An 18,154-nucleotide genomic window follows, 5' to 3' on the forward strand; every position below is an offset into this window, starting at 1 on the left:
CTGGGGCGGGACTCCGACAATGTAGACTGAACGCATGGCCGAGATTCTGTTTTATCACCTGACCGAATCGACGCTGGAGGATGCGTTGCCCGGCCTCCTGGAGCGCAGTATCGATCGCGGCTGGCGTGCCGTGGTGCAGACCGGCACCGAGGAACGGCGCGACGCGCTGGACCAGCATCTGTGGACTTTCCGGGACGATTCATTCCTGGCCCACGCAACGGATCGCGAAGCCCATCCCGCCGAGCAGCCGGTGCTTCTGACCGTCGGCCCTGACAATCCGAACCAGGCGCAGATACGCTTCCTGGTCGATGGGGCGGTGCCGCCGGAGCTTGGCGGCTACCAGCGCGCCGTGTTCCTGTTCGACGGTCACGATGCAGCCCAGCTAGAGGCGGCACGCACGCACTGGAAGACAATGAAGGAGGCCGGCCACACCGTGACCTACTGGCAGCAAACGCCTGACCGGCGCTGGGAACGCAAGGCTTAGAGAATTTGCCGGCAAGGGAATCACTGGCGCCGCAAGAGTGCGACGACAAAAAGATGGACCGCCGGCTATTCAGAAGACCGGAGCAAGCCCGATGCCGCCCGATGAACGAACGCCAGGCATGCCGATAGATGCCGCACTTGTTCGCCGGCTGATTGCCGCGCAGTTCCCCAAATGGGCGGACCTGCCGGTAGAGACGGTCGAGCCTGGCGGCTGGGACAACCGCACGTTCCGGCTGGGCGACAGCATGTCGGTGCGGCTGCCGAGCGCTGCCGCCTATGTCGCCCAGGTCGAGAAGGAGCATCGCTGGCTGCCCCGCTTGGCGCCTCACCTATCTCTGCCGATACCCGTGCCGCTGGCCAAAGGCGCGCCCGGGGAAGGCTATCCATGGCCTTGGTCCGTCTATCGCTGGCTTGGCGGCAGACCGGCGGCTGGTGGACTGATTGCCGATCTTACTGAGTTCGCCCGTTCGCTGGCCGGCTTTCTGGTTGCGCTCTACCGGATCGACGCTGCCGACGGGCCACCGGCAGGGCAGCATAATTTCCACCGCGGTGGCCGGCTTTCGGTCTACGACGCCGAGACCCGAGCCGCGCTCTCGGCGCTCGGCGGCCGCATCGACAAGGCCGCCGCCGAGGCCGTGTGGGCGACGGCCCCTGGCGCGCGATGGCCAGGGGCGCCGGGCGGGGGGCGGGGGGGGCCCTCAGCTCCAGGGCGGCGGCCGTGGCGTGGGGGGCGCGGCCCTTGGCCTCCCGTTGCCCCGGCCCGCCGGTCTGGGTCCATGGCGACGTCGCCTCGGGCAATCTGCTCGTCGAAGATGGCAAGCTCTACGCGGTCGTCGATTTCGGTAGTTCGGCTATCGGCGATCCTGCCTGTGATCTGGTGATCGCGTGGACGGAATTTTACGGCGAGAGCCGTCAGGCGTTCCGCGACGCCATTGCCCTTGACGAGCACAGCTGGGCGCGCGCACGGGGCTGGGCGCTGTGGAAGGCGCTGATCGTCGCTTCGGGACATGACGGCAACCAGCGCGAGGCGGAAAAATCGTGGCGGGTCATCGATGAGGTGCTGGCGGATCACACAAACAGTCGAAACGGGAAGGCTAATTCAGTCTGAACGCGTCCCGCTCTAATAACGAAAGCATCACTGCCCGCCCATCTCCTTCCTGAACGTATCGAAATCGACCTGCATGCCGTTGAAGATGGTGCTCCAATGGCGGGTCAGCGCTGAAACGGCGACCGCCTCCTGGATCTCCTCGTCGGTGGCGCCGGCGCGCTTGGCGTCCTGCGTGTCCGACCAGATACAGTAGTTGCACGGGATTTGCGCCGCCACCGCGAGCGAGATCAGCGACTTGACCTTCGGCGGCAGCGCCGTCTTGTCGCTGAGCTGGATGGCCTTGACCTCGGCCCATGCACCAGGCAGACCGGCTTTCGGGAACTGCATTACGAAACTCGGTACGCCGCCCATGGTCGACTGGATGTCCTTGACGGTCGCGTCATACTCATCGGCATAAGAAGGAGCTGCAGCCAGGGTCAGCACACAGGTGGCGGCGAGCAGGCAGGCGCGGCGGATGGAAGAATGCGTTGATGAAAGAGTACGATAGGCAGACATGACATTCTCCTCTGGCGTTTGTTGGCCTTACGGTGTAAGGTAACGTCGAAAATGAACCTTACAGCGTAAGTTGTCAAGCGGCACCATGGACACATCGATCAAAAAAAAGCGACCGCGCGGCCGGCTGTCTCGCGAGATGATCGAGGATGCCGCTTTGAAGGTGATCGAGAGCGAGGGCCTCGCCGGGTTTTCGATGCGCAAGCTGGCGGCAGAACTCGGCTGCGAAGCCATGAGCATCTATCACCACTTTCCTTCGGTGGCGCATCTCTTCGAAGCCTTGGTGGATCGGCTGATCGGCTCCCTCGAAATGCCCGACGCGGACCTCCCTTGGCGACAAAGGTTACGCATTGCCGTGCAGGATTTCCGCCGCGTCGCGCGTGAGCACCCGGCCTTTGCCACGTTCCTTGTAACCTACCGGATGAATTCGCCGACCTGTCTCACTTGGCTGAACGGCATCCTTGGCCTGTTCGAGGCCGGCGGCTTCGGACCGCAACTGGGTGCGCGGCTGTTCCGCACCACTGGCTATTATCTGATGGGTGCCATCCTCGACGAGACTGCCGGCTATGCAAAGGGGCCTTCGGCCGTGACCATCGTCAGCGACGAGCAACTGGCGCAGGATTTTCCAAAAGTAGCTGCGGCCGGGCGTTATTTCGGCACCGCCGAATTCGACCGGACGTTTGATCTTGGCCTTGACATGCTCCTGGACGAAATGGAGAACGCCCGCGACCGCGCCAGCGCGCCGAACACCGGGTCTTGATGTCATGCGCTCCCTGTTCGCCCTGATACTGCTCATCGGCACCGGCATCGGCGTCGTCTATCCCTGGGCGATGACCAATTTCTCCGGCCGTGAGATCGGCACCTGGCGAGTTTACGACCAGGGCCGGTTCAAGCCAGTAACGGTGGCCCTGAGCGCACGCGACGGGCCGCTACGCCTGCTGGTCGACCTTACGGCAAGAGCCGAGCGCATCGTCTCGCAGCAGCGCACTGTGTTGACCCTCACTGCCGCCACTGGCGGCAGGACGGTGCTCGCCTCGACGCTGCAGTTCAATCACTCCGACAATCCGCGCCAGGTCAGCCCGCAACTGCCGGACAGGATCTTTCGCGACGAGGCCGGCCTGATCCCGACCGTTACCCCTTGTTCCTACATCTTCACCGTCGGTCCGGGCGACGCCGAAGGCATTCCGATGCAGGCCGTCGATCTCGTCCTGCGCTCGGGGGCCGGCGAGGTCGACCGCCGGGCGCGCCCGGTTGGTTTTTCCCTGATGGCGGCGGGCCTGGTCGGGCTGGTGCTGGCATTCCGTTTCGGCGGCCGTCGGCCGGAAAATCCGAACTCGCAGCCGCCACCGCCGCGCTGGGGCAGGGGCTCCAATTGAACTATCGCCATGCCTACCATGCCGGGAACTTCGCCGACGTCGTCAAGCATGTCGTGCTCAGCCGGCTGATTGAATATCTGAAACAGAAGGACAAGGCGTTTCGGGTCATCGACACCCATGCCGGGATCGGCCGTTACGATCTGTCCTCGACCGAAGCGCAAAAGACCGGCGAATGGCAAGGCGGCATCGGCCGGCTCGTCGATGCGGCCCTCGATGCGCCGGCGGCAGCACTGCTGGCGCCGTATCTTGAAGCCGTCCGCTCGCTCAATCCGGACGGCGGCGTGAAAAAATACCCGGGTTCGCCGCTGATCGCCCGGCACCTGATGCGCAAGCAGGACCGGCTGTCGGCGGTCGAGCTGCATCCTAAGGATGCCGCCAGGCTGAAGTCGCTGTTCGACGGTGACTTCCAGACCCGGGTGATCGAGCTCGACGGGTGGCTGGCGCTCGGCGCGCATCTGCCGCCAAAGGAAAAGCGCGGCCTCGTGCTCATCGATCCGCCTTTCGAGGAAGAGGGCGAATTCGGTCGCTTGGTCGACGGGCTGCAAAGAGCCCATCGGCGCTGGCCAGGAGGGATTTACGCGCTGTGGTATCCGCTCAAGGACCGCAGGGCGGTCGCCGCCTTCCGCAAGGCGCTGAAGCAGACAGGCATTCCCAGGCTGCTCGACATCGGTTTTGAGATCAGGCCGGACGCCGTCGAGCCGAGCCTCGACGGCTGCGGCATGGTGGTGGTCAATCCGCCCTTCACGCTGGAGGGTGAGTTACGGACGCTGCTGCCGGCGCTGCACCGGCTGCTTGCACTTGAGCAGCCGTCGCACTGGACGCTGGATTGGCTGGCGGGAGAGTAGTTTGAGGCGTGGCCCTGCCGTTCCGTCAGCGCAACCATCGTCACCACAACCACGGTCGCTACAACCGCTTGACCGCGCGTCAGCGAATCCGCACAGTGCGCGTAGTCGACCTTGAGAGGCTGCCATGACTCGCTTCGCCCAATCCGCCCTTGCCGCACTGCTCGCCTTTTGCACGCCGCTGGCCGCGCCTCTTGGCGTCACCCAGGCAGTCCAGGCGGCCGACCTTGCAATCTATACCGACGAGGATAGCGGCGTCTGCGGCGAGGCCTGGGTGCTGAACAAGATCACCGACCGCTTCTCCTATCAGGTGCATCACGTGCCGCATCTGCCGGATGTGCAGATCGTCGACTTCCAGCGCATCCACCAGCATCGCTATCTGCCGGCCGACGACACCTGGCCGATCGGCCGCCGTTATTGCGGCGCCACCGTCAGCCTCTCCGACGGCGGCGCTCGCACCATCTGGTACCTGATCGAGGAGGGCCAGGGCTTTGCCTCGATCGGCGACAATGTCGAATTCTGCGTCTCGGGCTTCGACCGCTGGATGGTCTACAACGGCCGGTGCCGCGTCCTGCGCTGACCAGCGCCTTCCGATCCCGACGGATTGTTGCGTCACTTAGGTGGTCGAGAAAAGGAACACCTGACGGCCATCAGGATCACGGACGATCACACGTCTGCCCATAGCCGTCGCCTTGACGTCCGCAATGATTCCAAAGCCGTTGGCCTTGGCGGCAGAAGCAGCTTCATCTGCGTTGGCGACTTCGAAGCCGATCATCGTTCCCGCTCCTTCCGGCGTCGTTGCTTCTGCCGGATAGAGTTCGATCGCAAGCCCTTCACCTTGGAACGCGAAATGTATCGGACCGGAGCCATGCTGCTCTTGCCTGAAGACAATTCCGAAATTCGCGTAGAAAGCCGCGGCTGATCTGGGATCAGCCGAAAACCATGTGACAAATGCCAAGCTCGGCAAGGTGGACATTCATACCTCTCTGGTGTTGAGGGTCCAAGGTCGGACGAGGTTGCGAAAATCGGAGACTTCCATGCATGTCAACGCCAACCGACCACATCGATCATTTTGCGGGGAAACAGCACCACATGGATTCGCTTGTTTATACTGTTGCTCTCGGCGCGGTCGTTGCAGGCTTCGTCCAGGGGCTTTCCGGGTTCGCTTTCAGCCTGGTTGCCATGTCGATTTGGGTTTGGACCGTGGAGCCCCAGCTTGCTGCCGCCATGGCGGTCTTTGGGGCGCTCACCGGCCAGATCATCGCCGCCGTCACCGTCCGCCGGGGCTTCGACCTCAAGCTTCTGCTGCCCTTCCTGATCGGCGGGATCATCGGGATTCCGGTCGGTGTCGCCATCCTGCCCTTGCTGGATGTGCAGTTGTTCAAGCTGGTCTTCGGCGCGCTGCTGGTCGTTTGGTGTCCGTTGATGCTCTTTGCGCGTCGCCTCCCTCCCATCACGGTCGGGGGTCCTGTTGCAGACGGTGCAATAGGTCTGGTCGGCGGCATCATGGGTGGACTTGGCGGCTTCACCGGCCCGGTCCCAACGCTGTGGTGCGTGCTGCGCCAATGGGAAAAGGACAGGCAGCGTATTGTCATCCAGAATTTCAACCTTGTGACCCTCTCCATGACGATGGCCGCCTATCTTGCGGCCGGAAAGATCAAGCTCGAAATGCTGCCGATGTTTGCCGTCGTCGCGCCGGCGATGTTGATACCGACACTCCTTGGCGCGAGACTCTACATCGGCGTTAGCGAGGCTACTTTTCGAAAGATCGTCCTCACACTCTTGGCCGCATCAGGTGCGGCATTGTTGGCATCGTCCTTGCCGCACCTCATAAGCCGGATTTGAACGACACACAGAAATCCCGACTTCCGCCGTGCCATGCGCTATCGACCGATGCGGCCTGCTCCCGATAGGTAGGCGCAGATCAGTTCGACGAGTTGCTTTTGCAGCTCCGGCGCGGCGAGCATGTTCCGGCGTGCCGCGTTGTGGATCACACCTTCGATCGCTGACGATAGCACGCGCGCCACGGTCTCCATGTCGGCGCCTTTCCTTGGCTTGCGATAAGTGGCGACAGCAGTCGCATAGTGATTGAGGTATTGTGCCTGGAACGAAGCATGGGCGGCCCTGGAGCCGCGATCGCCCGGCGCCTCGTCGAGCAGCACCTGATGTAGTGTCGGGTGAATGCTGTGCGCGGCGATCATGCCGCGCACCAGCTCCTGCGCGAATTTCCTGAGCGGCTTTTGGTCTTCCGCCGAATCGCGAATGACCGACAGCACATGATCGAAGTGACGGCGCCGGACGGCAGCGAGCAGGGAAAGCTTGTCGGGAAAGTACTGGTAGAGCGTGCCGATGCTTACACCTGCTGTCTCGGCAACCTTGTTGGTGGTGAAGCCGGCCCAGCCCAGCCCGCTCAGAACATGAGCCGCCGCCTCGATGATCGCCTCGACGGTTGCCCTGGAACGCGCCTGGCGCGGCTGTTTGCGCATGCGCGGATGCGGTTTTGCAATGCGAGTAGACACGTTCGCCCATTCTCCTGAAAATATAAACAACATACTCGCATTTCCGGAAAAGGACACCGACTATGAATGCGCTCGCTCTGCTTCGCAGCCTGTTTTGCCTATCAGGCCTGGGCCCAATGACGAACTGCTGGAAAAGCTCGCGAGTCTCGACCCGCATGTTCACGGCAAGGAACGGCAGGCCGTGATAGGGCTCATCGATCACAGCCATGTGGTGTCGCGGATATTCTCGGCGCACCTGGTTGACGCAAGCCATGGCTACTCCGCCGACACCACCGAGGACACGCCGGCGTTCGACGAACTTCGCGCCGCGGTCGCAGCGACCGATCGCTGGTATCTCGATTATCTCGAAACCGTTTCGTCGCGGCAGCTGTCCGAGTCCGTCGCATTCGTGTTCACCGACGGGGATAAGGCATTGATGTCGCGACAGGAAATGCTGACCCACGTCGTACTGCACGGCGGCTATCATCGCGGTGAAGCGGGGCGCATCCTAGCGCAGATTTCGGTCATGCTGCCATGGGATACCTTCGCCGTCCATCTCCACAGGGCCGAGCCTTCGCGCCGGCTGCAGATGAGCCGTGAGCCGCTCGGCGCCTGAACGGCCGAGCGCATTCGATCACGAGGTCGGCTCGACCGGATCTATCGAGCGATATCCTGTCCTTCAGAAATGCGAGCTATCTGCTTACTTTCATCGCGTCGTGCAAGATAGTGCAGCGGCGTGCTCGTCGCGTTGCTTCCTACTTACCTGTAGTTTATCTTTTCGAACAAGACGAGGCGGGCGACCGCCTTCGTTCTTGACAATGTTCGCGCTGGGCGTCGGACGTTGAAGCGCAAAAGCTGGTCGAAAAGGTCCTGAGCTTGACGAGAAGACCGGTCGAGATAGAGCGACCAGAATTTCTGTCGCAGAACTTCGCTGCGGGACACAAAGATTCGCAGCCGGTTTTTGCGCGGGTAAAATGGTCGCGCGCTCGCCGTAACCGAAACTTAAGCTGCAAAAATCATTCTAATGCTTCGCTGGCTAGCAAGCCGCGAGTCAGATATGCAATGCGCGCCGGGTCAATAACGGCCGTCGGCACAACGGAAGGGGCATGATATGGCTAAGCAGTCATCCAAAGCGCCGGCATCCAAGGCACCGGCAAAGTCACCGGCAAAGAAAGCACCGGCAAAAGCAGCCGCGGCAAAGGCCGCAACTGCTGTGAAGAAAGCAGCACCCGCGGCCAAAGCGAAGGCCGCTGCGCCTAAGGCAAAAGCAGCGCCGGCCAAAAAGCCGGCCGCCAAGGCCGCGGCAAAACCGGCCGTGAAGAAAGCAGCACCTGCCAAGGCGAAAGCAGCACCGGCCAAGGCCAAGGCTGCACCGGCCAAGAAGCCGGCTGCAAAGGCCGTGGCGAAGCCCGCTGCGAAGAAGGCAGCACCGGCAAAGGCCGCCGCTGCGAAATCTTCTGCAGCAGTGAAGAAAGCAGCGCCCGCGGCCAAGCCGAAGGCAGCGCCCGCAAAGGCGAAGGCCAAGAAGTAGTCGCCGTTCTCCGATCGCCGGGGACAGTACTCAAGACAGCCATGGCGGGATGCCTAATAGGCGCCTCGCTTGCTGGCTGACGGTCGGGCAGGACGAGAAAGAGGCGGGAGGAAGACATCTTTTCGCAGCTCCCAGGACTTCGCCGTGCGGCGAAGTCCGGTGGGATTTTTGTGGCTGCCAAAACCAAACCTTCGGTGCAAGGCCTAGTTGGTAGTTGCTCGGATCTGGATTGTCCGACGTGCTCGCGTCTGCCGACGCACCTCCGATTCATCGCATCCGAACGCGAGACAATGGTTGTACGCTGGCGGCGGGGTTTTCCGCCTCTGGCCGTTGATGAACCCTGCATGATCGGTCAACAGTGCCCATGCACGAGCCCCTGTCGGAATCGATTTTCGGTGAGGGTCATGCGCGAAGTCACAATGCTACCGCATCCTTCGCGCGTCCAATGGGGCATATGGAGCTGTAGCCGGCAAACAGGAATCGACAATGCCCAGACTGCTCTACGCGTCTACTTCTCCCTACAGTTCCAAGGTGCGCATGGCAGCACTTCATGCCGGCATCGCCGTCGATCTCGTGCCGATAAAGACCGAGGAAAGACCGGCCGCGCTGATCGGCGCCAATCCGCTCGGCAAGATCCCGGTGCTGGTGCTCGACGACGGCCGCTCGGTCCATGACAGCCGCGCCATCACCCAGCATCTCAACCGGATGTCGAAGAACGCATTGTTTCCGCGCAATCCCGACAAGCGCCTCGAGGCGGAGGTGCTGGAGGCATTGGCCGACGGCATCTGCGACTGCGCGCTGTCGATGGTCTACGAGCGGCGCACACGGCCGGAAGAGATGGTCTACCAGCCTTGGCTCGAGCGCCAGTGGACGAAGATTTCGGACGCGCTCGATCTGCTCAACGCGAACCCGCCGAAGCTGCCGAAGAAAATCACCCTCGGCCAGATCGCATTGCGCGCCTGCCTCGGCTATCTCTCGCTGCGCTTCGCTGGAAAATGGGAAAAGGGCCGCGGCCGGCTGACGCGCTGGGCGGCACGCTTCGACGAGAAATTCCCGGAGCTGAAGCCCGCCATCCCGGCTTGAGGGCGGGCGGCCTCAACCGGTGCCACAAAAAAAGCCGGGCGCGAGGCCCGGCTTTTTCGTGTCGTGGCTTGGACGACTTAGAACTTCATACCGACGCCGAAAGTGACGCGATTGTCGGTCGACTTGACCTTGCCGATACCGTCGAAGTCCTTCCTGCCGAAGTCCGTGTAACGATACTCGACACGGCCGAACACATTGTCGGTGATCTTGATGTCGGTACCGACGCCGGCTGTCCAGCCAAACTGCGTGTTGGTATCGCTTACGCCGGCAGCTTCAATCTTCTGGTTCTTCAGCGCGCCACCGGCGGTGCCGTAGAGCAGGATGTCCGGGGTGACAGCGTAGCCGAGGCGGGCACGCAGCGAGCCCTCGAAGCCGCCCTTGGCCTCGATGCCGGCATCGTCGCCCTTGACGCCGTTGTAGCCGATATCGGCTTCGGCACCGTAGACGAAGTTCTCCTGCTGCCAGTTATAGCCGCCGAAGACGCCGCCGACAAAACCCTTGGTGTCGACGTCGACACCAATGTCTTTGGCTTTGGCGTGGCCGGCGAAGCCGTAGCCGACGCTCACACCGGCATAGGGACCGGCCCAGGATGCGACCGGAAGTTCTGCGATCGGGGCAGGTGCCGGCGGCTCTTCCTGAACCACGTCCGCGGCATAGGCGGTTCCGCCGAGGGCGAACAGCCCAAACGCCACCGCGAGCGGTCGCGCAAATTTAAGATTGGCTTGCATTGTTCTTTACTCCTTAAGCCACAGGACACAGGCTTGTTGTTTATGAGCGCCCTCAACCCGTCCGGGGGATGAAACGGATCCGGCGTTCAACGGTTCCAAATGTCGTGTCGAAATGCGGCTGAAGCGAACCTGAACTTGGGTCATTCCCTGGCACGAATGAGGCAGAACCTTGACGTTGCATCTTCGCAACAGCGAATGTCAGCAGGTTCGCCGTGCTGCACTGCACACGGCTTGGTGTAAGGGCTCCAGAGCCCTATATTGCGGGCGGGCTGGCCCGAATTCCGGTCGAGCCAAAACGCCCACCGGGCACTTTGCCACAATCCTGCCCCAGGTGGAAATGGGATTTAACGCTTGGCGGGCCATAATTTGCCGGCGCGATCCCGGCAGGCCGGAATCGGCATCGGATTAAGGATTGACAGATGAGCAAGGTCGCCGCGACGGCACTGGTGACGGGCGGTGCGAAACGGATCGGCAGGGCGATCGTCGAAGATCTTGCCGCGCATGGTTTTGCCGTCGCCATTCACTGCAATCGCTCGCTGGCCGAGGCGGAGGCACTGGCGGCCGAAATCAACAGTGGTCATTTTGGTCGACATGGCCGGGCCGCAGTGATTGCTGCCGACCTGACCGAGATGGACGCCGTCAGCAACCTGGTCGGTCGCGCGGCGGCGGCGCTCGGGCCGGTGTCGCTGCTGGTCAACAACGCCTCGCTGTTCGAGCACGACAGCGTTGAGGATTTCGACTGGCCGGCCTGGGATCGCCATTTCGCCATGCACGTCAAGGCGCCGGCGCTGTTGGCACAGACTTTCGCCCGGGCCTTGCCGCAGAACAGTGAGGGGCTGATCGTCAACATGATCGATCAGCGCGTCTGGCGGCCGACGCCGCGTTATTTCTCCTATGCGCTGTCGAAGTCGACGTTGTGGGCGGCGACCGAGATGATGGCGCAGGCGCTGGGTCCCCGCATCCGTGTCAACGCCATTGGTCCTGGCCCGACCTTGAAGAACACGCGCCAGCACGACAGCGATTTCGATGCTCAGATTGCCGGGCTGATCCTGAAACGCGGCCCGGAATTGCCGGAATTCGGTGCCACTATCCGTTATCTCTGGGCGGCACGCTCGGTCACCGGCCAGATGATCGCGCTTGACGGCGGCCAGCATCTTGCATGGCAGACGCCCGATGTGACAGGCATGACGGAATGAGCCCCATGGACCAGAAACAAAAAACGCGCGGTGGCGCCGACGACCTGCCGCCCGAAATCGACCTCGAGGACGAGGCGGCCGAGGAGGTCGTCGAGCCTGCAGCCAGCGGTCCGGACGTTACCTTCACCGCCATCGACTGGACCCCGCATGCCGGCGACGCCGACGGTATGGTCGGCGCCGAGGTGATCCAGACGCTGGTAAAGCGGCTGCCCAATGCGCCCGGCGTCTACCGCATGATGAATGCCGCCGGCGACGTGCTCTATGTCGGCAAGGCACGCAGCCTGAAGAAGCGGGTCACCAGCTACGCGCAAGGCCGGTTCCACACCAGCCGTATCGGCCGCATGGTGCGCGAGACATCGACGATGGAGTTCGTCGTCACCCGCACCGAGATCGAAGCGCTGCTGCTTGAAGCCAACCTCATCAAGCGCTTGCGGCCACGCTTCAACGTGCTGATGCGCGACGACAAGTCGTTCCCCTATATCCTGTTGACCGGCGACCATGTCTCGCCCGGTATTTACAAGCACCGCGGCGCGCGCTCGCGCAAGGGCGACTATTTCGGCCCCTTCGCCTCGGCCGGCGCAGTTGGCCGTACCATCAACTCGCTGCAGCGCGCCTTCCTGCTCAGGAGCTGCACCGACTCCTTCTACGAGAACCGCACCCGGCCTTGCCTTTTGTTCCAGATCAAGCGCTGCGCCGGCCCGTGCACCGGCGAAATCTCGCACGGCGACTATGCAAGGCTTGTCGCCGAGGCGAAGGATTTTCTCTCCGGCCGCAGCCAGAAGGTGAAGACGGAGATCTCCGCCGCCATGCAGCAGGCTTCGGAGAACCTCGATTTCGAACGCGCCGCCATCTATCGCGATCGGCTGGCGGCGCTGTCGCATGTGCAGAGCCATCAAGGCATCAATCCGCAGACCGTCGACGAGGCCGATGTCTTCGCCATCCATCAGGAGGGCGGCCAGGTCTGCATCCAGGTGTTCTTCTTCCGCACCGGCCAGAACTGGGGCAACCGCGCGTATTTTCCCAAGGCCGATCCGGCGCTCGAAGCCGGCGAGGTGCTGGGATCGTTCCTGGCGCAGTTCTACGACGACAAGCCGACGCCGCGCACCATGCTGTTGTCGCATGGCGTCGAGGACCAGGAATTGCTGGCGGAGGCCCTCTCCACCCGCGCCGGCCGCAAGGTGTCAATCTCCGTGCCGCAGCGCGGCGAGAAGAAGGACCTGACCGACAACGCGCTGCAGAACGCGCGCGAGGCGCTCGGCCGGCGGCTCGCCGAAACCTCGACCCAGGCGCGGCTGCTCACTGGCTTTGCTGAGACCTTCGGCCTGGAAAAACCGCCGGTGCGCATCGAGGTCTATGACAACTCGCACATCATGGGCACCAACGCCGTCGGAGCCATGGTCGTCGCCGGGCCGGAAGGTTTTGTGAAGAACCAGTATCGAAAGTTCAACATCCGCTCGACCGAGATCACGCCGGGCGACGATTTCGGCATGATGCGCGAGGTGATGCAGCGGCGCTTTTCGCGGCTGTTGAAGGAACATGGCGACGCCCCGCAAACCGAGGGCGCGGGCGAGGCGAGCCCTACCGAACCGGGCGACGATATCGAGGACGCGGGCGGCTTCCCCGCCTGGCCCGACGTCATCCTCATCGACGGCGGCCAGGGCCAGATGACGGCGGTGCGCGAGATCCTCGCCGATCTCGGCATCGAGAACCACGTCGTGGCCATCGGCATCGCCAAGGGTCAGGACCGCGATGCCGGCCGCGAACGCTTCTTCGTCAAGGGCAAGGCCCCATTCTCGCTGCCCGTTCGCGATCCGGTGCTCTATTTCGTCCAGCGGCTGCGCGACGAGGTCCATCGCTTCGCCATCGGTTCGCACCGCGCCCGCCGCAAGAAGGAGATGGTCAAGAGCCCGCTCGACGAGATCAGCGGCATCGGACCCGGTCGCAAGCGCGCGCTGCTGATGCATTTCGGCACGGCCAAGGCGGTCAGCCGTGCCGCCGTCGAGGACCTGGTCAAGGTCGACGGCATTTCCGAGCAGGTGGCGAAATTGGTCTACAATCATTTTCACGAGAGCTAAGACGTATTGCCGATATTTCGGCTGGCTAATCGATTCTGGCCTGTTGACCCCCCACATTCGCTTCTGATTTGACTAAGCAGGCAGAAAGAGTTCCCAAAACATGTCCCAGCGCGCGTTCAACCTGCCCAACATGCTCACCTACGCCCGCATTCTGGCGGTGCCGCTGGTGGTGCTGTGCTTCTTCCTGGAAGGCCATCTGAAATCGAGCGACTTCGCGCGCTGGTCGGCGCTCATCATTTTCCTGCTCGCCTCGATCACCGATTACTTCGACGGCTATCTGGCGCGCGCCTGGCAGCAGACCTCCAACATCGGCAAGATGCTCGACCCGATCGCCGACAAGCTGCTGGTCGCCACTTGCCTGCTGCTGCTTGCCGCCGACACCGACCGCCATGCCGGCATCGCCGGCTGGTCGCTATGGGCGGCGATCATCATCCTGTGCCGCGAGATCCTGGTCTCGGGCCTGCGCGAATATCTGGCGGCCTTGAAGGTCTCGGTTCCGGTGACGCAGCTCGCCAAATGGAAGACCACCATCCAGATGATCGCCATCGCCTTCCTGCTTGCAGGTCCCGCCGGCGACAAGATCTTCCCGCTGACCACCCAGACCGGGCTGGTGCTGCTGTGGATCGCAGCCCTGGTGACGCTCTACACCGGCTACGACTATTTCCGCGCCGGCCTCAAGCACATCATGGATGAATAGGATGTCGACGAAGCTCATCTATTTCGCCTGGGTGCGCGAGCGGATCGGCAGACCGGAGGAAGAGGTCGAACTGCCGGCCGGCATCGAAACGGTCGCCGACCTGTTGCGCTGGCTGAAATCGCGCGGCGAGGAGTACGAGAACGCGCTGCAATATCCTGACGTGATCCGCGTCGCCATCAACCAGGAACATGTCGAGCACCGCGAGAAGATCGCCGGCGCGCGCGAGATCGCGCTGTTCCCGCCGATGACCGGTGGCTGAACCATGTCCGCGGTGGTGCCGGTCGTGCGCATCCAGGCGGAGGATTTCGACGTCGCCGCCGAGATCGCCAGGCTGACCAGGGGTCGCAACGATATCGGCGCTGTGGTGACCTTCTCCGGCCTTTGCCGCGACGAGCAAGGCAGGCTCTCGGCGCTCGAGCTCGAACATTATCCCGGCATGGCGGAAGCCGAGATATCCCGCATCGCCGGCGAGGCAATCGAGCGCTGGCCGCTGCAGGGGCTCACCGTCATCCATCGCCACGGCAAGATCGCGCCGGGCGAAAACATCGTGCTGGTGGTGTCCGCTTCCGCCCACCGGCAGGCGGCGTTCGAGGCCGCGAATTTCCTGATGGATTATTTGAAATCACGGGCGCCGTTCTGGAAAAAGGAACACCATAGCGACGGTTCCGAGGGCGGCTGGGTCGATGCCAAGGATGCCGACGACAAGGCGGCGAGCCGCTGGAAGCAGCCGCCGTCCGAATAAATCCCGCGACAGCCATTCATTGACCGTAATCCTGCGAAACCCTTTGCCGGAAGGGGAGCAGGATCATGCTGGACAGGATCGCCGAGTTCTTCATCTTCGGACTGGTGCCGCTGGCCGTCGGCATCCTGGCCGTCCCGGATCGTTCTGCGGCTGCCGAAAAGACCCTCAAGGGCGAGGTGATGTATCGCGAGCGCATCGCGCTGCCGCCCAATGCCGTGCTTTCCGTGCAGCTTGCCGACGTGTCGCTGGCCGACGCGCCGGCCGCAATCATCGGCGAGCGCAAGGTGGTGCCGGCCGGCCAGGTGCCGATCAAGTTCGAGATCAGCTTCGACCCGCGGGTGATCCGGCCTGATATGACCTACGCGCTGCAGGCGCGCATCACTGTCGACGACCGGCTGCTGTTCGTCACAGATGCGCGCCATCAGGTCGACCCGCTCAGCGACGCGCCACAGACCATCATGCTGAAAATGGCGGCGCCGAGCGATGCGCCGGCGGCAGCCTCGGTGTTCGGCCAAAGCTGGCTGGTCGAATATATCGACGGTGTCGGCGTGATTGCCGAGCCGCGGGCGACATTCCGCATCAGCGAAGCCGGCAAGGCCGGCGGCAGCGGCCCTTGCAACGTCTATTTCGCCACTGCCAAGGTAGACGGCTCGACGATCGCCGTCAGCGACATCGGCTCGACCTTCAAGGCCTGCGCGCCTCAGGTCATGGCCGAGGAAAAGGCGCTGTTCGAGGCGCTGGCCAAAGCAGCATCCTACCACGTCGACGCCGGCAAGCTTGTCATCGCCGACAGAGACGGCCGCGACATCCTGCGCTTCAACGCCGCGAGCTAGCGCATCACCCAAGCCGATTACTCTCTGCGGCAGCTGCATGCCGATCACATTGTGTTTCAGCGGGAATAGGCCGGGCAGAGGGCGCGTTAGTTCCACATAAAATGGCGGGTAAGGCAAAAGGGACGTTGTCCCTTCGTTGAAGCCGCCAGAATGGCTGCGGCTCGTTCTGGCCTTAACTCAAAGGAGTCCAGACATGAAAACGCACACGCTTATCCTTGCCGCCACCGGTGCATCGCTCCTTGCCTTTACCGGCCTTGCCAAGGCGGACGACCATCTCGTCAATGCTCTTGACCACGGTCTCAAAGCGGACAGCCAACCGTTCCAGACCAACAAGGCCGGCCATAGCGGCGATCTCGCACCGGGGCAGGGCAGCCCGTTTTCAGGTGAAGAGACCAAGACCCCGTCCACCGACACGGCAGCGGCGAATGAACATGCGAACGTGAAGGAACGCGAGGCGAAATAGACTGGCAGAACCCGCCGCTAGGGGGCGGCGGGCGACATGTATCGGGCGACGATGCCGCATCTCATGCGATATTTCTCAATTCGTCGCGAGTTTGAATACCGCGCCATAGTGATAGGGCGGCACATCAACCAGCTCGGCGAGCTTGAACCCGCTCGCTTCCACCGACGCGGTGGTCTGTTCGGGTGACAGCCTCAGCTCGGTCTTTGGCCCGCGCGGCTCGCCCAGGACCGTGGTCTGCTCGCGCGGATACTGGTGCCAGTTGACGATGGCAAAACGACCGGCAGGGCCAAGCGTCGCGCGCACGGCGCGGGCAAGCCGCGGCCGATCCGGAACGCCGTGGAAAGCGTTGGCGATAAAGACGAAGTCGACGGTTTGAGGCACCAGCCTGGCAAGTTCATAGGCGTCGCCCGCCAAAAACTCGCAATTGCTCGCGCCTCCTTCGGCCAGCCGCCGCCTGGCGACTTCGAGCAGATCGGCATCGATGTCGATAGCGATTACATGACGGGCGACCCTGGCGATTGGCAGCGAGAACCAGCCGTCGCCGCAGCAGAGATCGACCACGTCCGTGCCGGGCTTCATGCCGACTGCCGCCAGGACACTGGCAGGCTCGGGCCACAGCGCTTCCCACCAGCCGCTGGTTGGCATTTCGGTGCCTTGGAAGAAACCGGGAATGGTGCTGGTCATGGCCTGGTCGGCTCCATTGTCGGGACCGCGTTTGATCCGCCCCTCCGAGCTTAACGCACCCGTGACCCGTCGAGGAGCCTGAAGCTGAAAATGTCCGCCACTGCATGTCGCGCAAAACTGTGCAGCGGTTTTGCGATAACGACATGCATCAAGACAAGAACCTGAAGCCCGTCGCATGAGGCCGGTCGAACGCGACGCGCTTTAGCAAAAAAGGCCGGCGTTGCGCCGGCCTCTTTGATGGGGTTCGGGATGCCGGCTCAGCCGACGATCTCGGTGTCCGAGAACCAGTATTTGATCTCCTGCGCGGCGGTTTCCGGCGCATCGGAACCATGTACGGAATTCTCGCCGATCGACAGCGCGTGCAGCTTGCGGATGGTGCCTTCGGCGGCGCTTGCCGGATTGGTGGCGCCCATCACTTCGCGGTTCTTGGCAATGGCGTTCTCGCCTTCCAGTACTTGCACGACTGTCGGGCCCGACGACATGGATTCGACCAGCTCGCCGAAGAACGGACGCTCCTTGTGGACGGCATAGAAACCTTCCGCCTCGCGGCGGCTCATCCACACCCGGCGCGAAGCGACGACGCGCAGGCCGGCATCTTCCAGTATCTTGGTGATAGCGCCGGTGAGGTTGCGACGGGTCGCGTCCGGCTTGATCATGGAAAAAGTGCGTTCGAGCGCCATGGGATCGTCCTTGTGATGGAGAGTGGAATTGAGGGTGGCGGGCTCTATACAAGCCGCCCGCCGGCTTGCCAAGGGGAGGCCGGTGCAGCGCGCATTTCTGCGCTGGGCAGCGGACTTTCAAGTCGAACCATGCCGCCGCTCATCTTTTTGTTGAGCATCGGATTTTCCGACAACCGGTACCCACTTTGGATCCGACCGACTGGGCTATAGCGCGTCGTCGTCAGCCTGACCCAACGTCGTCATAACTGCATCTCGATCGTCAGGTTGGCCGTGTCGCCAGCCCCGAGGCCTTCGCGGACCCGCACCGCGGTCTTGATCGGCAAGAGCAGGCTGCCGGATTTCTTGTCGGGAAACAGCGATGTCCGCCATCTGGTCTGGCCGATGACGGCTTCCACGCCAAGCGAGCCCCAGGGCCTTGCCATCCCCACCATCGCCGTCTTGATCCGGGCTCCAAGCTCGGGCGGCAGCGTCACGAAATGCCAGCCGCCCTTGCCCGGATAGACCCAGATCTCGGCCTGCATGTCGTAGCGAAACATTCTATGCCCTTCCCTCAGGTCAAGCCCGTCACGACTGGCTTTGCCATGCTGTCTTGCTGGCAATGCTGACGATCGGCGAAACCATCCATGACATCCACAGCCCTGCA

The 18,154-nt window shown here is 62.8% G+C and carries 23 protein-coding genes and 1 pseudogene; 17 read left to right on the top strand and 7 right to left on the bottom strand.

Going from position 1 to position 18,154, the window contains the following annotated elements:
- Nucleotides 1-34 precede the first annotated feature (34 nt).
- Both NKH99_RS06835 and NKH99_RS06840 read left to right on the top strand, forming a co-directional pair.
- Nucleotides 35-484: a DNA polymerase III subunit chi gene (locus NKH99_RS06835; RefSeq protein WP_023719810.1), complete on the top strand. Its 450-nt coding sequence runs from the start codon at nucleotides 35-37 to the stop codon at nucleotides 482-484.
- A gap of 118 nt (nucleotides 485-602) precedes the next feature.
- Nucleotides 603-1,591, top strand: a pseudogene (locus tag NKH99_RS06840) (aminoglycoside phosphotransferase family protein).
- Between the two features lie 27 nt (nucleotides 1,592-1,618).
- On the opposite strand, the gene NKH99_RS06845 reads toward NKH99_RS06840, so the two are convergent.
- Nucleotides 1,619-2,086: a carboxymuconolactone decarboxylase family protein gene (locus NKH99_RS06845; RefSeq protein ID WP_352541657.1), complete on the bottom strand. Its 468-nt coding sequence runs from the start codon at nucleotides 2,084-2,086 to the stop codon at nucleotides 1,619-1,621.
- A gap of 85 nt (nucleotides 2,087-2,171) precedes the next feature.
- Here NKH99_RS06845 and NKH99_RS06850 point away from each other — a divergent pair, with 85 nt between their 5' ends.
- The 4 genes from NKH99_RS06850 (at nucleotide 2,172) to NKH99_RS06865 (ending at nucleotide 4,881) form a co-directional block, all read left to right on the top strand.
- A complete protein-coding gene (locus tag NKH99_RS06850; RefSeq protein WP_352771742.1) occupies nucleotides 2,172-2,843 on the top strand; it encodes a TetR/AcrR family transcriptional regulator in 672 nt (223 codons plus the stop codon).
- A gap of 4 nt (nucleotides 2,844-2,847) precedes the next feature.
- Complete coding sequence (locus NKH99_RS06855) at nucleotides 2,848-3,459, top strand: hypothetical protein (protein ID WP_353013320.1); 612 nt, start codon at nucleotides 2,848-2,850, stop codon at nucleotides 3,457-3,459.
- Nucleotides 3,456-4,304: a 23S rRNA (adenine(2030)-N(6))-methyltransferase RlmJ gene (locus NKH99_RS06860; RefSeq protein ID WP_352817574.1), complete on the top strand. Its 849-nt coding sequence runs from the start codon at nucleotides 3,456-3,458 to the stop codon at nucleotides 4,302-4,304. The genes NKH99_RS06855 and NKH99_RS06860 overlap by 4 nt, the downstream gene beginning before the upstream one ends.
- A gap of 124 nt (nucleotides 4,305-4,428) precedes the next feature.
- Nucleotides 4,429-4,881, top strand: a complete 453-nt coding sequence (locus NKH99_RS06865) for a hypothetical protein (protein WP_023677684.1) — start codon at nucleotides 4,429-4,431, stop codon at nucleotides 4,879-4,881.
- Between the two features lie 36 nt (nucleotides 4,882-4,917).
- On the opposite strand, the gene NKH99_RS06870 is transcribed toward NKH99_RS06865, so the two are convergent.
- Entirely contained in the window at nucleotides 4,918-5,277 is a 360-nt protein-coding gene (locus tag NKH99_RS06870) for a VOC family protein (protein WP_352685013.1), read from the bottom strand.
- A 116-nt stretch (nucleotides 5,278-5,393) separates the two neighbouring features.
- Here NKH99_RS06870 and NKH99_RS06875 point away from each other — a divergent pair, with 116 nt between their 5' ends.
- Entirely contained in the window at nucleotides 5,394-6,146 is a 753-nt protein-coding gene (locus tag NKH99_RS06875) for a sulfite exporter TauE/SafE family protein (protein ID WP_353013563.1), read from the top strand.
- A gap of 38 nt (nucleotides 6,147-6,184) precedes the next feature.
- Here NKH99_RS06875 and NKH99_RS06880 read toward each other — a convergent pair whose 3' ends face one another.
- Nucleotides 6,185-6,787: a TetR/AcrR family transcriptional regulator gene (locus NKH99_RS06880; protein WP_023677682.1), complete on the bottom strand. Its 603-nt coding sequence runs from the start codon at nucleotides 6,785-6,787 to the stop codon at nucleotides 6,185-6,187.
- Here NKH99_RS06880 and NKH99_RS06885 point away from each other — a divergent pair.
- The 3 genes from NKH99_RS06885 (at nucleotide 6,735) to NKH99_RS06895 (ending at nucleotide 9,413) form a co-directional block, all read left to right on the top strand.
- Nucleotides 6,735-7,415: a DinB family protein gene (locus NKH99_RS06885; protein ID WP_353013323.1), complete on the top strand. Its 681-nt coding sequence runs from the start codon at nucleotides 6,735-6,737 to the stop codon at nucleotides 7,413-7,415. The two genes, NKH99_RS06880 and NKH99_RS06885, sit on opposite strands and share 53 nt — an antisense overlap.
- Before the next feature lie 495 nt (nucleotides 7,416-7,910).
- Nucleotides 7,911-8,330, top strand: a complete 420-nt coding sequence (locus tag NKH99_RS06890; RefSeq protein ID WP_352493235.1) for a hypothetical protein — start codon at nucleotides 7,911-7,913, stop codon at nucleotides 8,328-8,330.
- A 486-nt stretch (nucleotides 8,331-8,816) separates the two neighbouring features.
- Entirely contained in the window at nucleotides 8,817-9,413 is a 597-nt protein-coding gene (locus tag NKH99_RS06895) for a glutathione S-transferase family protein (RefSeq protein WP_352472598.1), read from the top strand.
- Nucleotides 9,414-9,490: 77 nt separating this feature from the next.
- Here NKH99_RS06895 and NKH99_RS06900 read toward each other — a convergent pair whose 3' ends face one another.
- Nucleotides 9,491-10,141, bottom strand: a complete 651-nt coding sequence (locus tag NKH99_RS06900; RefSeq protein WP_292662341.1) for an outer membrane protein — start codon at nucleotides 10,139-10,141, stop codon at nucleotides 9,491-9,493.
- 419 nt (nucleotides 10,142-10,560) lie between these two features.
- Here NKH99_RS06900 and NKH99_RS06905 point away from each other — a divergent pair, with 419 nt between their 5' ends.
- The 7 genes from NKH99_RS06905 to NKH99_RS06935 all read left to right on the top strand — a co-directional run bounded on the left by NKH99_RS06905 (nucleotide 10,561) and on the right by NKH99_RS06935 (nucleotide 16,147).
- Nucleotides 10,561-11,337 carry an SDR family oxidoreductase gene (locus NKH99_RS06905; protein ID WP_352472599.1) on the top strand — a complete coding sequence of 259 codons (777 nt, stop codon included), beginning with the start codon at nucleotides 10,561-10,563 and terminating at the stop codon, nucleotides 11,335-11,337.
- Nucleotides 11,334-13,412 carry an excinuclease ABC subunit UvrC gene (uvrC, locus tag NKH99_RS06910; protein ID WP_353013325.1) on the top strand — a complete coding sequence of 693 codons (2,079 nt, stop codon included), beginning with the start codon at nucleotides 11,334-11,336 and terminating at the stop codon, nucleotides 13,410-13,412. Before NKH99_RS06905 ends, uvrC begins: the two co-directional genes overlap by 4 nt.
- 100 nt (nucleotides 13,413-13,512) lie before the next feature.
- Nucleotides 13,513-14,109, top strand: coding sequence for a CDP-diacylglycerol--glycerol-3-phosphate 3-phosphatidyltransferase (gene pgsA, locus NKH99_RS06915; RefSeq protein WP_023719790.1), 597 nt, complete (start codon nucleotides 13,513-13,515; stop codon nucleotides 14,107-14,109).
- Between the two features lies 1 nt (nucleotide 14,110).
- Nucleotides 14,111-14,368, top strand: coding sequence for a molybdopterin converting factor subunit 1 (moaD, locus tag NKH99_RS06920; RefSeq protein ID WP_023677674.1), 258 nt, complete (start codon nucleotides 14,111-14,113; stop codon nucleotides 14,366-14,368).
- Between the two features lie 3 nt (nucleotides 14,369-14,371).
- On the top strand, nucleotides 14,372-14,851 hold the full coding sequence (locus NKH99_RS06925; protein WP_352771114.1) for a molybdenum cofactor biosynthesis protein MoaE: 480 nt from the start codon (nucleotides 14,372-14,374) through the stop codon (nucleotides 14,849-14,851).
- Between the two features lie 65 nt (nucleotides 14,852-14,916).
- Nucleotides 14,917-15,684: a YbaY family lipoprotein gene (locus NKH99_RS06930; RefSeq protein WP_352820222.1), complete on the top strand. Its 768-nt coding sequence runs from the start codon at nucleotides 14,917-14,919 to the stop codon at nucleotides 15,682-15,684.
- A gap of 193 nt (nucleotides 15,685-15,877) precedes the next feature.
- Complete coding sequence (locus NKH99_RS06935) at nucleotides 15,878-16,147, top strand: hypothetical protein (protein ID WP_352501870.1); 270 nt, start codon at nucleotides 15,878-15,880, stop codon at nucleotides 16,145-16,147.
- A gap of 75 nt (nucleotides 16,148-16,222) precedes the next feature.
- Here the strand turns inward: NKH99_RS06935 and NKH99_RS06940 are convergent, their stop codons facing one another.
- The 3 genes from NKH99_RS06940 to NKH99_RS06950 all read right to left on the bottom strand — a co-directional run bounded on the left by NKH99_RS06940 (nucleotide 16,223) and on the right by NKH99_RS06950 (nucleotide 18,047).
- Nucleotides 16,223-16,831, bottom strand: coding sequence for a class I SAM-dependent methyltransferase (locus NKH99_RS06940; protein ID WP_352771755.1), 609 nt, complete (start codon nucleotides 16,829-16,831; stop codon nucleotides 16,223-16,225).
- A gap of 257 nt (nucleotides 16,832-17,088) precedes the next feature.
- Complete coding sequence (ndk, locus tag NKH99_RS06945; RefSeq protein ID WP_023677669.1) at nucleotides 17,089-17,511, bottom strand: nucleoside-diphosphate kinase; 423 nt, start codon at nucleotides 17,509-17,511, stop codon at nucleotides 17,089-17,091.
- Between the two features lie 239 nt (nucleotides 17,512-17,750).
- Nucleotides 17,751-18,047 (bottom strand): DUF1905 domain-containing protein, encoded by a 297-nt coding sequence (locus NKH99_RS06950; RefSeq protein ID WP_352479261.1) that lies wholly within the window; start codon nucleotides 18,045-18,047, stop codon nucleotides 17,751-17,753.
- Nucleotides 18,048-18,154 lie beyond the last annotated feature (107 nt).

Origin of the sequence: Mesorhizobium sp. M0854, from assembly GCF_040319815.1 — a bacterium.
Lineage (GTDB): Bacteria > Pseudomonadota > Alphaproteobacteria > Rhizobiales > Rhizobiaceae > Mesorhizobium.

What these genes read in the sequence shown, in the direction of transcription:
- NKH99_RS06940 (WP_352771755.1), bottom strand. Translation starts at nt 16,831, where the DNA reads ATGACCAGCACCATTCCCGGTTTCTTCCAAGGCACCGAAATGCCAACC.
- NKH99_RS06880 (WP_023677682.1), bottom strand. Translation starts at nt 6,787, where the DNA reads ATGCGCAAACAGCCGCGCCAGGCGCGTTCCAGGGCAACCGTCGAGGCG.
- NKH99_RS06875 (WP_353013563.1), top strand. Translation starts at nt 5,394, where the DNA reads ATGGATTCGCTTGTTTATACTGTTGCTCTCGGCGCGGTCGTTGCAGGC.
- NKH99_RS06930 (WP_352820222.1), top strand. Translation starts at nt 14,917, where the DNA reads ATGCTGGACAGGATCGCCGAGTTCTTCATCTTCGGACTGGTGCCGCTG.
- moaD (WP_023677674.1), top strand. Translation starts at nt 14,111, where the DNA reads ATGTCGACGAAGCTCATCTATTTCGCCTGGGTGCGCGAGCGGATCGGC.
- NKH99_RS06855 (WP_353013320.1), top strand. Translation starts at nt 2,848, where the DNA reads ATGCGCTCCCTGTTCGCCCTGATACTGCTCATCGGCACCGGCATCGGC.
- NKH99_RS06925 (WP_352771114.1), top strand. Translation starts at nt 14,372, where the DNA reads ATGTCCGCGGTGGTGCCGGTCGTGCGCATCCAGGCGGAGGATTTCGAC.
- NKH99_RS06895 (WP_352472598.1), top strand. Translation starts at nt 8,817, where the DNA reads ATGCCCAGACTGCTCTACGCGTCTACTTCTCCCTACAGTTCCAAGGTG.
- uvrC (WP_353013325.1), top strand. Translation starts at nt 11,334, where the DNA reads ATGAGCCCCATGGACCAGAAACAAAAAACGCGCGGTGGCGCCGACGAC.
- NKH99_RS06845 (WP_352541657.1), bottom strand. Translation starts at nt 2,086, where the DNA reads ATGTCTGCCTATCGTACTCTTTCATCAACGCATTCTTCCATCCGCCGC.
- ndk (WP_023677669.1), bottom strand. Translation starts at nt 17,511, where the DNA reads ATGGCGCTCGAACGCACTTTTTCCATGATCAAGCCGGACGCGACCCGT.
- pgsA (WP_023719790.1), top strand. Translation starts at nt 13,513, where the DNA reads ATGTCCCAGCGCGCGTTCAACCTGCCCAACATGCTCACCTACGCCCGC.
- NKH99_RS06900 (WP_292662341.1), bottom strand. Translation starts at nt 10,141, where the DNA reads ATGCAAGCCAATCTTAAATTTGCGCGACCGCTCGCGGTGGCGTTTGGG.
- NKH99_RS06950 (WP_352479261.1), bottom strand. Translation starts at nt 18,047, where the DNA reads ATGTTTCGCTACGACATGCAGGCCGAGATCTGGGTCTATCCGGGCAAG.
- NKH99_RS06865 (WP_023677684.1), top strand. Translation starts at nt 4,429, where the DNA reads ATGACTCGCTTCGCCCAATCCGCCCTTGCCGCACTGCTCGCCTTTTGC.
- NKH99_RS06870 (WP_352685013.1), bottom strand. Translation starts at nt 5,277, where the DNA reads ATGTCCACCTTGCCGAGCTTGGCATTTGTCACATGGTTTTCGGCTGAT.
- NKH99_RS06905 (WP_352472599.1), top strand. Translation starts at nt 10,561, where the DNA reads ATGAGCAAGGTCGCCGCGACGGCACTGGTGACGGGCGGTGCGAAACGG.
- NKH99_RS06890 (WP_352493235.1), top strand. Translation starts at nt 7,911, where the DNA reads ATGGCTAAGCAGTCATCCAAAGCGCCGGCATCCAAGGCACCGGCAAAG.
- NKH99_RS06885 (WP_353013323.1), top strand. Translation starts at nt 6,735, where the DNA reads ATGATCGCCTCGACGGTTGCCCTGGAACGCGCCTGGCGCGGCTGTTTG.
- NKH99_RS06935 (WP_352501870.1), top strand. Translation starts at nt 15,878, where the DNA reads ATGAAAACGCACACGCTTATCCTTGCCGCCACCGGTGCATCGCTCCTT.
- NKH99_RS06850 (WP_352771742.1), top strand. Translation starts at nt 2,172, where the DNA reads ATGGACACATCGATCAAAAAAAAGCGACCGCGCGGCCGGCTGTCTCGC.
- NKH99_RS06835 (WP_023719810.1), top strand. Translation starts at nt 35, where the DNA reads ATGGCCGAGATTCTGTTTTATCACCTGACCGAATCGACGCTGGAGGAT.